Annotated in this window: 9 protein-coding genes; 3 read left to right on the top strand and 6 right to left on the bottom strand. The window is 72.8% G+C overall.

Features of this window, described 5'->3' with window-relative positions; all coding sequences use genetic code 11:
• Nucleotides 1–278 precede the first annotated feature (278 nt).
• Complete coding sequence (locus JAO84_RS14590; protein ID WP_370413259.1) at nt 279–1,244, bottom strand: helix-turn-helix transcriptional regulator; 966 nt, start codon at nt 1,242–1,244, stop codon at nt 279–281.
• A gap of 62 nt (nt 1,245–1,306) precedes the next feature.
• On the opposite strand from JAO84_RS14590, the gene JAO84_RS14585 reads away from it, so the two are divergent.
• A complete protein-coding gene (locus JAO84_RS14585; RefSeq protein ID WP_370413258.1) occupies nt 1,307–2,899 on the top strand; it encodes an MFS transporter in 1,593 nt (530 codons plus the stop codon).
• A 106-nt stretch (nt 2,900–3,005) separates the two neighbouring features.
• Here the strand turns inward: JAO84_RS14585 and JAO84_RS14580 are convergent, their stop codons facing one another.
• From JAO84_RS14580 to JAO84_RS14560, 5 genes are all read right to left on the bottom strand, one after another.
• Complete coding sequence (locus tag JAO84_RS14580) at nt 3,006–3,794, bottom strand: DUF6227 family protein (protein WP_370413257.1); 789 nt, start codon at nt 3,792–3,794, stop codon at nt 3,006–3,008.
• A 171-nt stretch (nt 3,795–3,965) separates the two neighbouring features.
• Complete coding sequence (locus JAO84_RS14575; protein WP_370413256.1) at nt 3,966–5,063, bottom strand: P1 family peptidase; 1,098 nt, start codon at nt 5,061–5,063, stop codon at nt 3,966–3,968.
• Between the two features lie 48 nt (nt 5,064–5,111).
• Nucleotides 5,112–5,963: an SDR family oxidoreductase gene (locus tag JAO84_RS14570; protein ID WP_370413255.1), complete on the bottom strand. Its 852-nt coding sequence runs from the start codon at nt 5,961–5,963 to the stop codon at nt 5,112–5,114.
• 120 nt (nt 5,964–6,083) lie between these two features.
• A complete protein-coding gene (locus JAO84_RS14565; RefSeq protein ID WP_370413254.1) occupies nt 6,084–8,699 on the bottom strand; it encodes a BTAD domain-containing putative transcriptional regulator in 2,616 nt (871 codons plus the stop codon).
• A 94-nt stretch (nt 8,700–8,793) separates the two neighbouring features.
• On the bottom strand, nt 8,794–9,972 hold the full coding sequence (locus tag JAO84_RS14560; RefSeq protein WP_370413253.1) for a low temperature requirement protein A: 1,179 nt from the start codon (nt 9,970–9,972) through the stop codon (nt 8,794–8,796).
• 270 nt (nt 9,973–10,242) lie between these two features.
• Between JAO84_RS14560 and JAO84_RS14555 the strand changes: the two genes are divergently transcribed.
• Together JAO84_RS14555 and pflB are read left to right on the top strand one after the other, a co-directional pair.
• Nucleotides 10,243–11,667, top strand: a complete 1,425-nt coding sequence (locus tag JAO84_RS14555; protein WP_370413252.1) for an MFS transporter — start codon at nt 10,243–10,245, stop codon at nt 11,665–11,667.
• 45 nt (nt 11,668–11,712) lie between these two features.
• Nucleotides 11,713–13,983: a formate C-acetyltransferase gene (gene pflB, locus JAO84_RS14550; RefSeq protein WP_370413251.1), complete on the top strand. Its 2,271-nt coding sequence runs from the start codon at nt 11,713–11,715 to the stop codon at nt 13,981–13,983.
• Nucleotides 13,984–14,074 lie beyond the last annotated feature (91 nt).

Here is a 14,074-nt window from a genome sequence, read left to right as displayed (position 1 = left end):
CCACCGGGCGGGCGACCCGCGCGCACCGACCCACGGGAGCCCCCCGGGTCCCCCCCTCCCACCCCAGCCGGCGGGCCGGATTTCCGTTCACGGGAGCGGGGGACGTGTAGGGGGTCGCGTTCGGGACGTAAAGCGTGATTTGTGGCGCGGGGCGAGGGCGTCCGGCTTTCCAGTGCCTGGCCGCGCCGTAAATCATGCAGTCCCGGACGTGGCCACCGGAACGGCCCCGCGCACCCACCACGGCGGGCGCGCACCCCGTCAGGCCCCTGCCCGGCCCGTCAAACCTCCGTCGCCGCCGCCAACCGCACCGACAGCTCCCGCATGTACGTGATCAGCGGATCCGGCGCGTGCACGGTGAAGTCGACGTCCATCAGCGCGAGCCGCAGGGCCAGCCACTCCACCGAGTCGGCCACCCGGGCCCGCAGCCGGCACCGGTCCGCCCCGGTCGCGACCGGCACCAGATGCGCCGGCAGCCGCGCCACGACGAACTCCGCGGGCGCGGCGAACTCCACGTCCAGGTCCACCTCGCCCTGCGCCCGCGCCCGCGCCATCGACCGCGCCATGAACGCCGCCGCGTCCCCCGCCGGCAGCTCCCGCGGCGCGAACCGCGCCCCCGTCGGGAACGGCTCCGTGACCCGGTCGACCCGGAACGTGCGCCAGTCCTCGCGCCCCAGGTCGTACGCGACGAGGTACCAGCGGCGCCCCGTCGACACCAGCCGGTACGGCTCCACGAGCCGTCGGCTCTCCGTGCCGTCGCCCGCCCGGTAGCCGAAGCGCAGCTTCTCCTGCCCGGTCACCGCGCCGGCGAGCGCGGTCAGGGTCTGCGGCGCGACGGTGGCGCCGTCCCCGCGGGTGAGCGGGATCGTCGCGTTCTGCAGGGTGGAAACCCGGTGCCGCAGCCGCGACGGCAGCACCTGCTCCAGCTTGGCGAGGGCCCGTACGGAGGCCTCCTCGACGCCCTCGATGGCGTGCCCCGCCCCGGCCCGCAGGCCGACCGCGATGGCCACGGCCTCCTCGTCGTCGAGCAGCAGCGGCGGCATCGCCGTACCCGCCACAAGCCGGTAGCCGCCCACCGCGCCCTTGCTCGCCTCGACGGGATAGCCCAGGTCGCGCAGCCGGTCGATGTCCCTGCGGATCGTGCGCGGCGAGACCGAGAGCCGCTCGGCCAGCTCGCTGCCCGGCCACTCGCGCGGGGTCTGGAGGAGCGACAGCAGATTCAGGAGTCGTGCCGGTGTGTCCGTCATGTTATCCAGCATGCGGTGCAACTAGGACATGAGCTGACCTATATGGTCTCTAGTTTCCTCGTATGAGTTCACACGACGCCCTCCCCACGGCGGCTCCCGACGCGGCGGCTCCCGACGCGGCCGCACCCGACGCGGCCGCTCCCGGCGGTTCGGACCGCAGACGCTGGATCGCCCTGGCCATCGTCATGACCGCCGCCTTCATGGACCTGGTCGACGCCACGATCGTCAACATCGCGATCCCCAGCATCGAGCGGGACCTCGGCGCCTCCTTCGGCGCCATCCAGTGGATCACCGCCGGCTACGCGCTCGCGTTCGCCGCGGGCCTGATCACCGGCGGCCGCCTCGGCGACATCTACGGCCGCAAGCGCCTCTTCCTCACCGGCACCGCCGGCTTCACCCTCGCCTCCGCGCTGTGCGGCTTCGCCGCCAACCAGGAGATGCTGGTCGGCTCCCGCCTGCTCCAGGGCGCGGCGGCCGCGATGATGGTGCCGCAGGTCCTGTCGATCGTGCACGTCACCTTCCCGGCGCACGAGCGCGGCAAGGTCTTCGGCCTGTTCGGCGCGATCATCGGCCTCGGCGCGGTCTCAGGCCCGCTGCTCGGCGCGCTGCTGACCCAGTGGAACATCGCCGGCCTGGAGTGGCGTCCGATCTTCCTCATCAACCTGCCGGTCGGCATCGCCGCCCTGATCCTGGGCCGCCGCTTCATCACCGAGTCCAAGGCGCCGAAGGCGCTGAAGCTCGACATGGTCGGCGTGCTCCTGGTGACGGTCGCGCTGCTCATGCTGATCTACCCGCTGACCCGCGGCCGCGAGCTCGGCTGGCCGCTGTGGGGCCACCTGATGATGGCCGGCAGCGTCCTCGTCTTCGGCGCCCTCGTCGCGTACGAGAAGCACAAGACGAAGAAGGACGGCTCGCCGCTCGTCGAGCTGTCGCTGTTCAAGGTGAAGTCCTTCGCCGCCGGTATCGCCGTCCAGCTGACCTTCGGCGTCGTGATGGGCATCTTCTTCCTGGTCTGGACGCTCTACATGCAGATCGGACTCGGCTGGACCCCGCTCAAGGCCGGTCTGACCGGTGTGCCGTTCTCCATCGCCGTGTCCACCGCGGCGGGCCTGTCGGTCCAGCAGCTGGTGCCGCGCTTCGGCCGCAAGGTCCTCCAGGCGGGCGCCCTGACCATGGGCGCGGGCATCCTGCTCTACTCCTTCGTGGCCGGCCGCTACGGCACGGACATCCACCCCTGGCAGATGATCCCGGCCCTGGTCGTCATGGGTCTCGGCATGGGCCTCATCGTGGCGCCGCTGACGGACGCGGTGCTCTCCGAGGTGCCGCGCGAGCACGCCGGCTCGGCCTCGGGCCTGATCAACACCACCGGCCAGATGGGCAACGCGCTCGGCCTCGGCCTGGTGTCCGTGGTGTTCTTCGGGACCGTCGACGAGAAGCGGCTCGCGGCCCTCCCGCAGGAGACCGGCAAGGCCTTCACCGATGCCTTCCAGAACTCCCTGGGCTGGGCGGCCGTGGTGCTCGCCGGCATCTTCCTGGTGATGTTCGCCCTCCCCGCCAAGCCCAAGCAGCACCTGGAGGGCGGCGAGGACGACACCTCGGACACCCCGGGCGCCCCGGAGGGCCCGGTGACGAAGGAGCCCGCGCTGGCCTCCTGACCCGGCAGACCCAGGACGTCGAAGGACTCAACGGGGGTACGAGGAGGGGCGGTGCGCACCAGGTGCGCACCGCCCCTCCGGCGTTCCGTCCAGGGGCCCCGGGCCCTCAGAGGACCCGGCTCCGCCGGCTGCGGGACTCCATCGCGTCGCGCGCGGCGCGCTCCTCCTCGTACACCTCGCACATGTGGCGCCCGTCGGGGGTCGCCGTGTGCTCGACCTCCCACAGGCTCAGCTCGCTGCCGTCGACCAGCAGGAACTGGTGCTCGTAGAGGGTGAAGCCGGCGTCCCGGCCGCCCTCCGCGGGGCAGTGGCGCCCGAGCGCCTGCGTGATGTGGTGCGCGAAGGCGAGCCGCAGGCGGCGCGCCGTGGCCTCGCCGGGCCGGTCCGCGTTCTCCGCGCGGCGCAGCACCCGGCGCGCGTGGTCGGCGGAGTTGTCCGGCACGTACATCCTCGGCTGGGCCGGTATCGGGCGGGCGAGGAGGGCGCTGAGCAGCTCCAGGTCGTCGTCCTCCTCCAGGGGCGTGCCGTCGGCGCGCTCCACGGTCCAGCCGAGCGACGGACCGGCCGGCAGTCGCGACGCGGCGAGCCGGGCCTCGGCCTCCTCCACGTACAGCTCGTGCTGGTCGGCGCCGTCCCGGCCGGAGTTGTGGACCAGCTCCCACAGGCTCGGCGCCGTGCCGTCGGGGAGCAGATAGGTGTGACGGTAGGTGGTGCGGTGCAGCGACGCGCTGTGGTGCGAGGAGTACAGCGCGGTGGAGTGGGCGAGGGCCGACTCCAGGCGCTCGATCGTGGAGTCGGGCAGGTCGAAGGAGTTGAGCGCCCGGCCGAGGAGTCGCTCAAGATGGGTCTCGGTCGTCTCGTACGGATCGTGTGACTGATCCTGCGGATCGTTCAAGGGGGTCTCCAGGCCGTCGCCGCATGTCACTTGCTGCTTGCTAAACGTAGTCCCTGGGTCTGACATCGTGTCCGGCGTTCGGGAAAACGAACGGGGGCGCACAACGAGTTCCCACGCCCCTGTGGCATATTCCCCAACTCCCCTTGGTATACCGGCAGTCGGCGCCGCGGGCTAGCCGTCGTGCGCGCCGCCGTACAGCTCCCGATAGGCGGGGAAGTCCCCACCAGGCCCGTAGGCCCCGGCAGTGGGCGCGAGCACCGCCTGCACGATGGCCCGCGTGACGGTGTCCGCGCCTGCCGCGAGGATCTCGTTCATGGCGAGCGGACCCGGCGCGGAGGGCAGTTCGCGCGCCCCCGTGGCGAGCGCGAAGACCGTGTCGCCGTCGTTCAGGAGATGCACCGGACGGACGGCGCGCGCGATGCCGTCGTGCGCGGTCCCCGCGAGCTTGTGCGCCTGCGCCCGGGTCAGCGCCGCGTCCGTCGCGACCACCGCGAGCGTGGTGTTGAGCGGCGGCGGGGCGAGCTTCGCCCGCGCCTCGGCGAGCCGCCGCCGCGCCGCCTCGTGCACGGCCGGCTGGGGGTGTTCGGGACGCCCGCCCGCGAAGTACGCGCCGTAGGGCACGCCCGTCGCCGGATCGACCGCCGAACCGACCGCGTTGACCACCACGAGCGCGCCGACCGTGATCCCCGACTCCAGGACGGTGCTCGCCGTTCCCACCCCGCCCTTCAGACCGCCGACCACCGCCCCGGTGCCGGCGCCCACCGCGCCCGTCGCCACGCGCGCGTGCGGCTCGCTCGCGGCCGCCGCCGCCACCGCCGCCCGCCCCGTCGAGGCGTCCGGCCGGGCCGCGAAGTCCCCGCCCCGGCCCAGGTCGAAGACACAGGCGGCGGGCACCACCGGCACCACGTGCGCCGGATCCGGCCCCACCCGGACCCCGCGCCCCCGCTCCTCCAGCCAGGCCATCACCCCGCCCGCAGAGTCGAGCCCGTACGCGCTGCCGCCGGTCAGGACCACGGCGTCGATCCGCTGCACCACGTTGCGCGGATCCAGCGCGTCCGTCTCCCGGGTGCCCGGTCCGCCGCCCCGCACGTCCACGGCGGCCACCATGCCGCCCTCCGGCGCGAGCACCACCGTGGTGCCGGACAGCGCCCCTTCCCCCGCCACGCGCGCGTGGCCGACCCGGAGGCCGGCCACGTCGGTGAGGGCGTCGAGCGGTCCCTTGCGCTGCGGCTCGGCGTGCTGCTGCTCGGTGCGCTGCTGCTCAGTCATACGTCCTGGGTAGCACGGAAGTCGGCGGCAGGGGATGCGGTACGGACGTCAGCGCTTCGGCCCGAGGTAGGTGCCGCCCGAGGCATCGACCACCGTGCCGGTGATCCAGCGCCCGGCCGGCGAGGCCAGGAACGCCACCGGGTCGGCGATGTCCTCCGGCTGCCCCACCCAGGGCAGCGCCTGACCGGCGATCAGCAGCTCCTCCAGCTGCGGCACCGCCGCCATCGCGGCGGTCAGCGAGGCCGTCTGCGTCGGGCCCGGCGCGACCGTGTTCACGGTGATCCGGCGGGTGCCGACGACGTTCGCGAGCGTCCGCGTGAAGGTCTCCATGGCGCCCTTCGTCATCGCGTACGCCAGCTCGTCGGCGAGCGAGATCCGGGTGACGGCGGAGCCGATGTTCACGATGGCGCCCCCGTCCCGCAGCACCGGCAGCAGCTGCTGGACCAGGAAGAACGGGGCCCGCACGTTCACCGCGAAGAGGCGGTCGAACGCCTCGACCGTCTCCTCCTGAAGGTGCCCGCCGGACGTCGTGACGGCCGCGTTGTTGACCAGCACGTCGAGGCCGCCGTCCCCGGCGTGGGCCGCGAGCCCGGCCCGTACGCCCTCGACGAGCGCGAGCACGCCCTCGTGGGAAGCCAGGTCCGCCCCCACGGCGAACGCCCGCCCGCCCTCGGCGGCGATCAGTTCCACGGTCTCCTGCGCGGCGGCCGCGTCGGCCCCGTAGTGCACGGCGACGACCATCCCGTCCCGCGCCAGCCGCCGGGCGATGGCGCGCCCGATGCCGCGGGAGGCGCCGGTGACGAGCGCGGTGCGGGGGAGACGGCTGCCCCGCGCGTTGCTGCTCTCGGTGGTGTTCTCGGTGGTGTTCTCGGTGGTGCCGGACTGGTGCTGGTGCTGCATGGCGGATTCCTCCGGTCGGACTGCGGTGCCGGCGAACGGGCGTCCGCCGCGACAGGAGGAGAGTGGCGGTGCGCGCTGACGGACCGCGCACCGCACGCTGACCGCCGCTGACAAAGGGCGTCAGCAGGGCTCCGGGAGGCCCGCCCGCCGGGCCGTCTCCGCCGCCCGGGCGCGGTCGGCGAGGGCTGCCCCGGCCGCGCCGGCGGCCTCGTGAAGGGCGGCACGACGGCCGAGCAGATCGACGATGTCCTCGGCGACGCCCAGCGACTCGAAGAGGCCGAGGGCCTCGGCGAGCAGCGGGAACGGATCGGGGGAGAGGACCGCGAGCCCTTCGAGTGCGGTGGCCGTGCCCCAGCGGTCACCGAGGGCACGGAAGGCGGTGAGGGCTTCCGACAGGGCCCGTTGGGCCGTGTCCGTGGCTGTGTCCCGGTCGCCGTGCGCGAGCGCCAGATGCCCCTGCCCGGCCAGACCGAGGGCCCGGGACCAGGCATCTGCAGGGACCGGAAGACGGTCCTCCGGCCCGACGGCCGTCGCCCACAGGAACGCCGTGAACGGCTGCCGCAGCGGCTCCGCCTGCTCCGTCAGGAGCCGCCGCGCCCGGTCGAGCCGCTCCGGCCGCTCCCCGGCCGACGCCCCGGCGGTCAGCACGCAGAGCGCGTACTCCTCGCCGAGTCCGTCCGGGACCTCTCCCGCGACCTGGTCGGCCGTGTCCACTCTCTCCAGGAGCTCCGCCACCAGACCCGAGACCTGCCCGCGCCGCCCGCGCAGCCACCAGTACCCGGTGAGCGCGGCGACCAGACGCAGCCCGTCCGCCGGGCCCGCCCGGCGCAACGCGGCCCGCAGGTTCGCGTCCTCGGCGTCGAGCCGGGCGAGCCGGTCGAGCTGGTCCGGGCCGCGCAGTTCGGCGTCGGCGGCCCGGGCCAGGGCCAGGAAGTGGGCCGTGTGGGCGGCGTGGGCGGGATCGTCGGCGGGCAGCCGGCCCGCCGCATAGGCGCGCACGGTCTCCAGCATCCGGTAGCGGACCGCGCCCGTGTCGAAACCCGCCTCCAGCAGCGACTTCTCGGCCAGCGAGGCGAGCAGGTCCTCCGCGTCCGAGCGGTCCGTCCCCCACACCTCGGCCGCCGCCCCGGCCGTCGCCCCGCCCCGGAACACCGAGAAACGCGCCGCCGCCGTCCGCTCCTCCTCACCCAGGAGCTCCCAGCTCCACTCCACCACGGCGGCCAGCGTCCGATGCCGCTCCGGCGCCGTCCGGTCGCCCCGCGACAGCACCCGGAAACGGTCGCCAAGCCGGTCGCCCAGCCGGTCGCCCAATCGCTCCCCGAGCCGGTCGGCCAGCTCGTCGAGGGTCAGCGTCCGCAGCCGGGCGGCCGCCAGTTCCAGGGCGAGCGGCAGCCCGTCCAGCGCCGCGCAGACCTCCCGCACGCGCGCGCGTGCGTCCGGGGCGGAGTCCGGGCCGCCGACCGCCTCCGCGAACCCGGGCCGGGCCGCCGCCCCGCGCCGCAGGAACAGCTCCTGTGCCGCATCGGGCGCCAGCGCGCCCAGCGGCAGCAGCGACTCGCCCGTGATGCCCAGCGCCTCCCGGCTCGTCGCGAGCACCCGCAGCCCGCCGGAACCGGCCAGCAACTCCCGTACGAGCAGCGCCGCCTCCGCCACCACGTGCTCGCAGTTGTCCACGACGAGCAGCACCGGCCGGCCCGCGAGCGCCCGCAGAAGCGCGTCCGGGCCCGCGTCCCGTACCCCCAGCGCCCGCGCGCACGCCCCCGCCACCTCGCCGGGCCCGACCGCGCCCAGGTCCACGAAGACCGCCTCCAGGGTCCCCGGTTCCTCCCGCTGTACGAGTTCCAGGGCGAGCCGCGTCTTGCCCGCGCCGCCCGGCCCGACCAGGGTCACCAGGCGCGCGGCGACGATGAGCGCCCCCAACCGCTCCCGTTCGCGCTCACGCCCGACGAAGTCGGTCAGCGGTACGGGCGGCCGGGCGGCTGCCGCGGGCCGGTGGCCGCCCTCGTCGCCGCGCAGCACCGCGAGGTGCGCCGCGGCCAGTTCGGCCGACGGATCCGCGCCCAGCTCCTCCGCGAGCGCCCCGCGCACCTCCTCGTACACGGCGAGCGCCTCCGCCTGCCGCCCCGCCCCGGCGAGCGCCCGGATCTGGAGCGCCCGAAGCCGTTCGCGCAGCGGATGCGCCGTCGCCGCCTCCGCCAACTCCCGCACCAGCGGTACGGGATCACCGCCGGCCGCGAGCCGGGCCGCCGCCCACTCCTCCAGGGCGTCGAGCCGCAGCGCGTCGAGCCGGGCGGCCTGCCCCTCGGCGTACGGAGCCTCCCGTACGTCCGCGAGGGCCGGCCCCCGCCACAGCCCGAGCGCCTCGCGCAGCAGCCCCTCGGCCCGTACGGCGTCCCCGGCCGCCCCGGCCCGGGCGCCCTCCCGGGCCAGCCGCTCGAAACGCAGGGCATCCACGTCGTCGGGGGCGACCCCGGCCAGCCGGTAACCGGCGGCCGAGTGCTCCACGGTCACCCCGCCCGGCAGGGCCCGGCGCAGCCGGGAGACCTGCGACTGGAGGGCGTTCGCGGCCCCGGCCGGCGGCTCGTCCCCGTACAGCCCGTCGACGAGCCGCCCGGCCGGCACGATCCGGCCCGCGTCGAGGAGGAGCAGCGCGAGCAGCGCCCGTACCCGGGGACCGCCGGCGGCGGGCACGGGCGGATCGCCGACGGTGAGCGGACCGAGCAGCCGGAAGATCATGCGAGGCATTCTGGCCGAGGGGCGGGCGATCCGGCCCCGCCCGGGTCCGTCCTGCTCGGGGCCGGCTGTTCCGGTCCGGTCCGGTCCGGCCCGGTCAGGTGGCGCGGGGGCGGCGGGTGGCCGGGTTGGTGGCGGTCAGGGTCACGCCCACCGCCACGGTCGCGGCGGCCACCAGACCGGCCGCGAACACCGCCCAGTGCCCGGCGAAGGAGCACATCAGGATCGCCAGGGACGCCACCGGCAGCACGGCCTGCTGGGCGAGCCCGACCTTGAAGTAACGGGCGTGCAGCAGCCACACGCTCATCAGGAAGACCGCGGTCGGGATGGTCACGGCGGAGGCGGCGGCGAGGGTGGTGATGTGCGCCTTGCCGACCGCCTGCTCGACCGCGATCTCGATGCCCGCGCCGATCGCGGCGGCCGAGGCGAAGATCAGATAGTGGCCGTAGCCCCAGAGGAAGCTCTGCCGGTTGGAGGTCAGCCGGTCGTGGGCGGGCACGACGAAGTAGATCCACCAGGCGGCGAAGACGATGAGGAGCCCGCCGGCCGCGATCGGCAGCACCTCGCCGAGCGCGTCGTTCTCGGTGACGCCCGACTTCACGGCCACCGTCGCCGCCGCGATCGTCTCGCCGAGCACGATGATGGTGAACAGGCCGTAGCGCTCGGCGATGTGGTGCGGGTGCCACTGCGTGGTGACGTCCTTCTCCGCGTACACCGGCACCGCCATCTCCGCCAGCGCCATCACCAGGAACACCCACGGCCGCACGTCCTCCGGCACGAAGAGCAGCGCCAGCCAGCCCACCTGGCAGGCCATCACCCCGGCCGCGTAGCGGCGGCACATCGTCCGCTCGCCCGGGTCGGTGGCGTGGTGCGCGGCGCGCAGCCACTGCGAGGAGAGCGCGAGCCGCATCACGACGTATCCGATGTACACGACCAGGAAGTCGTGGTCCTCGAAGGCCCGTGACACCCCTGCCGCCAGGATCAGGACGCCGGCGATCTGCACCAGCGTGACCACCCGGTAGAGCACGTCGTCGTTGTCGTACGCCGAGGCGAACCACGTGAAGTTCATCCAGGCCCACCAAATGGCCCAGAACACCATCGCGTAGTTCAGGATCCCGGTCCCGGCGTGCCCCTCCGCGACGGCGTGCACGAGCTCCGCCCCGGCCTGGGCGACGGCCACGACGAAGCACAGGTCGAAGAAGAGCTCGAGGGGCGTGGCCGCCCGGTGCGCCTCGTCTCGCGAGCGTGCGGTGAGCGGAAGAAGAGGTTGCGTCATGGACGACAGAACAGCACGCGTGCCCGACCCGCGCACAGCACGACACCTGGTCGGGCTCCGTTATTCCCAGGGGCCGCCCTGCCCGTTCCGGACGTCCCTACGGCCCTGCCCGGACGGGACCTAGGCCCATCCGCACTGCCGACGATCGGCACTGACACCGCCCGGGGGCACGGGCGGAGCCTGGAAGGGCGGCACAGCGATCCCCTCGCGGCGATGTGCGCCCCCGTGCGGCGAAGTACGGGGAAAACCAGGGAAGTTCAGGGAAGTGTCATGGGTTCCGTAGTCCAGGACAGCAGAACGACGGGCGGGTCGTCGCCCGTCTCGTACGACGCGGAGCAGTACGGGCCCGGCCGGCCGATCACCGACTGGGAGCCGGAGAACGAGCTCTTCTGGAAGTCCATCGGCCGCAAGGTCGCGAACCGCAACCTGTGGATCGCGGTGCCGGCCCTGCTCGTGGCCTTCGTGGTCTGGCAGGTGTGGTCGGTCACCGCGACCAATCTGAAGGACGTCGGCTTCGGCTTCTCCACCTCCCAGCTGTTCTGGCTGACGGCCATCCCGGGCCTGACCGGCGGCACGGCCCGCATCCTCTACACCTTCCTCGGCCCGATGATCGGACAGCGGCGCTTCACCGCCCTGTCCACGGTGGTCCTGGTGGTGCCGCTGATCTGGCTGGGCATCGCGATCCAGGACCCGTCGACCCCTTACGGGGTGATGGTGGCCATCGCCGCGCTGTGCGGCATCGGCGGCGCGAACTTCGCCTCCTCCCTCGCCAACATCGGCTTCTTCTTCCCGAAGGCGAAGAAGGGCAGCGCGACCGGCATCAACGGCGGCCTCGGCAACCTGGGCGTCTCCGTGGTCCAGCTGCTGACCCCGATCGTCATCACCTGGTCGACGATCGCGATCGGCTCCGCCCAGCACAAGGCCGACGGCACCCCGGTCCACCTGCAGAACGCGGCCTTCGTCTGGGTCCCGGTCGTCCTGGTCCTGGCCGCCGTCGCCTGGTTCGGCCAGAACGACCTGAAGGTCGCCTCCACCCCGTTCAGCCGGCAGAAGGTCATCTTCCGGCGCAAGCACAACTGGCTGATGACCTGGCTGTACGTCGGCACCTTCGGCTCCTTCATCGGCTTCGCCGCGGCTCTGCCGATGCTGATCAAGACCACCTTCCCGGACTACTCCGTCGCCACCTACGCCTGGATGGGCCCGGCGGTCGGCGCCCTCGCCCGGTGGGCGGGCGGCTGGATCGCCGATAAGTGGGGCGGCGCGCGGGTCACGATCCTGTCCTTCGTGGGCATGGCGGCGGCCATCATCGGAGTCATCGGCTTCCTTCCCTCGGGCGGTGACGGCGGTTCCTTCCTCGGCTTCTTCCTCTGCTTCCTCGCGGCCTTCTTCTTCTCGGGCATCGGCAACGGCTCGACCTTCCGCCAGATCCCGGTGATCTTCCGCGGGACCCATCTGAAGGGCCTGACGGAGGGCACCCCGGAATACGCCGCGGCGCTCAAGCAGGCGGAGATGGAGTCCGGCGCCGTCACCGGCTTCACCTCGGCCATCGCGGCCTACGGCTTCTTCTTCATCCCGGCCCTCTTCGGCTCGATCGCGGTGACCAGCGCGATGTGGGGATTCGTCGGCTTCTATCTGAGCTGCATCGTCGTGACCTGGTGGTGCTACGCCCGCAAGGGCGCCGAAGCCCCCAGCTGACCGAAGTCCGAGAAGCCAACGAAGATCGAGAAGACGGTGAGGGAAATGACTGCGACCCCGGCTGAGACAACGGTGAACGACGGCGCCTGGAAAGGCTTCAAGGGCGGCCTCTGGCGCGACGCCATCGACGTCCGCGACTTCATCCAGCACAACTACACCCCGTACGAGGGCGACGACTCCTTCCTCGCCGGCCCCACCGAGCGGACCACCGCCGTGTGGCAGGCCATCACGGACCGCTTCCCCGAGGAGTGCGCCAAGGGCGTGTACGACGTCGCGTCCGACATCCCGTCCACCATCACCGCCCACGCCCCCGGCTGGATCGACCGCGACAAGGACCTGATCGTCGGCCTCCAGACGGACGCCCCGCTCAAGCGCGCGATCATGCCCAACGGCGGCTGGCGTATGGTCGCCGGCGCCCTGGAGACCTACGGCTACCCGGTCCCGGCCGACCTCGAGAAGGTCTTCACCGAATACCGCAAGACCCACAACGCCGGTGTCTTCGACGCCTACACCCCCGAGATCCGCGCCGCCCGCAAGGCCGGCATCGTCACCGGACTCCCCGACGCCTACGGCCGCGGCCGCATCATCGGCGACTACCGCCGGGTCGCCCTCTACGGCGTCGACCGCCTGATCGAGGTGAAGCAGGAGGAGAAGGAGGAGCTCAACTCCCTTCCCGCCGACAACCGTTCGCTGGAGGAGACCATCCGGCTGCGCGAGGAACTCGCGGAACAGATCCGCGCCCTCGGCGAACTGAAGACGATGGCCGCCTCCTACGGCCACGACATCTCCGGCCCCGCCCGCACCGGCCGCGAAGCCATCCAGTGGCTGTACTTCGCCTACCTCGCCGCCGTGAAGGAGCAGAACGGCGCCGCGATGTCCCTGGGCCGCACCTCCACCTTCGTCGACGTCTATCTGCAGCGCGACATCGAAGCCGGCCTCCTGACCGAGGAGCAGGCCCAGGAACTCGTCGACGACTTCATCATCAAGCTGCGCATCGTCCGCTTCCTGCGCACCCCCGAGTACGACGAGCTGTTCTCCGGCGACCCGACCTGGGTCACCGAGTCCATCGCCGGCATGGGCGAGGACGGCCGTCCGCTGGTCACCCGCACCTCCTTCCGTTATCTGCAGACCCTCTACAACCTCGGCCCGGCCCCCGAGCCGAACATGACCGTCTTCTGGTCGCCGCAGCTCCCGCAGGGCTTCAAGGAGTTCTGCGCCAAGGTCTCGATCGACACCTCCTCCGTGCAGTACGAGTCGGACGAGCTGATGCGACCCCGCTTCGGCGACGACACCGCCATCGCCTGCTGCGTCTCCGCGATGCCCGTCGGCAAGCAGATGCAGTTCTTCGGCGCCCGCGTGAACCTCGCCAAGACCCTCCTCTACGCGATCAACGGCGGCCGCGACGAGCGCTCCGGCGCCCAGGTCGGCCCCGACACCGGCGCCATCACCTCCGCCGTCCTCGACCACGACGAGGTGATGCGCAAGTTCGACGAGCAGATGGAGTGGCTGGCGAGCGTGTACGTCCACGCGCTGAACGTCATCCACTACATGCACGACAAGTACGCCTACGAGCGCCTCGAGATGGCCCTCCACGACCGCGACGTGCGCCGCACCATGGCCTGCGGCATCGCCGGCCTCTCGGTCGCCGCCGACTCGCTGGCCGCCGTCAAGTACGCCCGGGTCACCGTCCTGCGCGACGAGACCGGCCTGGCCACCGACTACGAGATCGAGGGCGAGTACCCGGCGTACGGCAACAACGACGAGCGCGCCGACGAGATCGCGGTGTGGCTGGTCGAGGAGTTCATGAGGAAGGTGCGCAAGCACCCGACCTACCGCGACGCCGAACACACCCAGTCCGTCCTGACCATCACCTCCAACGTCGTCTACGGCAAGAAGACCGGCAACACCCCCGACGGGCGCCGCGCCGGCGAGCCGTTCTCCCCGGGCGCCAACCCGATGAACGGCCGCGACACCCACGGCTATGTCGCCTCGGCCCTGTCGGTCGCCAAGCTCCCGTACGAGGACGCCGAGGACGGCATCTCACTGACCAACACCGTCACCCCCGACGGCCTGGGCCGCACCCCCGAGGAACGGATCCGGAACCTGGCCGGCGTCCTCGACGGCTACATGGCGAGCGACGGCTTCCACATGAACGTCAACGTCCTCAACCGCGACGTCCTCCTCGACGCCATGGCCCACCCCGAGAACCACCCACAGCTCACCATCCGGGTCTCCGGCTACGCGGTGAACTTCGTCCGCCTCACCCCCGAGCAACAGCTCGACGTCCTGAACCGCACCTTCCACGGCTCCCTGTAGCCCTCACCCGGCCGGGCCGGGCCGGGCGCGCTGGCCGCACCCCGCTCCCACACCCCCTCCCTCGATCCCCTCGACCTCGTTCCTCCCGGAC

Origin of the sequence: Streptomyces fradiae (genome assembly GCF_041270065.1) — a bacterium.
Taxonomy (GTDB): Bacteria; Actinomycetota; Actinomycetes; order Streptomycetales; family Streptomycetaceae; genus Streptomyces.
The sequence above is the reverse complement of the archived record's forward strand: the minus strand, read 5'-3'. Positions and strand labels throughout refer to the sequence as shown.

Coding starts and splice junctions, on each gene's coding strand:
- JAO84_RS14590 (WP_370413259.1), bottom strand. CDS start 1,244: ATGACGGACACACCGGCACGACTCCTGAATCTGCTGTCGCTCCTCCAG.
- JAO84_RS14585 (WP_370413258.1), top strand. CDS start 1,307: ATGAGTTCACACGACGCCCTCCCCACGGCGGCTCCCGACGCGGCGGCT.
- JAO84_RS14575 (WP_370413256.1), bottom strand. CDS start 5,063: ATGACTGAGCAGCAGCGCACCGAGCAGCAGCACGCCGAGCCGCAGCGC.
- JAO84_RS14570 (WP_370413255.1), bottom strand. CDS start 5,963: ATGCAGCACCAGCACCAGTCCGGCACCACCGAGAACACCACCGAGAAC.
- JAO84_RS14565 (WP_370413254.1), bottom strand. CDS start 8,699: ATGATCTTCCGGCTGCTCGGTCCGCTCACCGTCGGCGATCCGCCCGTG.
- JAO84_RS14560 (WP_370413253.1), bottom strand. CDS start 9,972: ATGACGCAACCTCTTCTTCCGCTCACCGCACGCTCGCGAGACGAGGCG.
- JAO84_RS14555 (WP_370413252.1), top strand. CDS start 10,243: ATGGGTTCCGTAGTCCAGGACAGCAGAACGACGGGCGGGTCGTCGCCC.
- pflB (WP_370413251.1), top strand. CDS start 11,713: ATGACTGCGACCCCGGCTGAGACAACGGTGAACGACGGCGCCTGGAAA.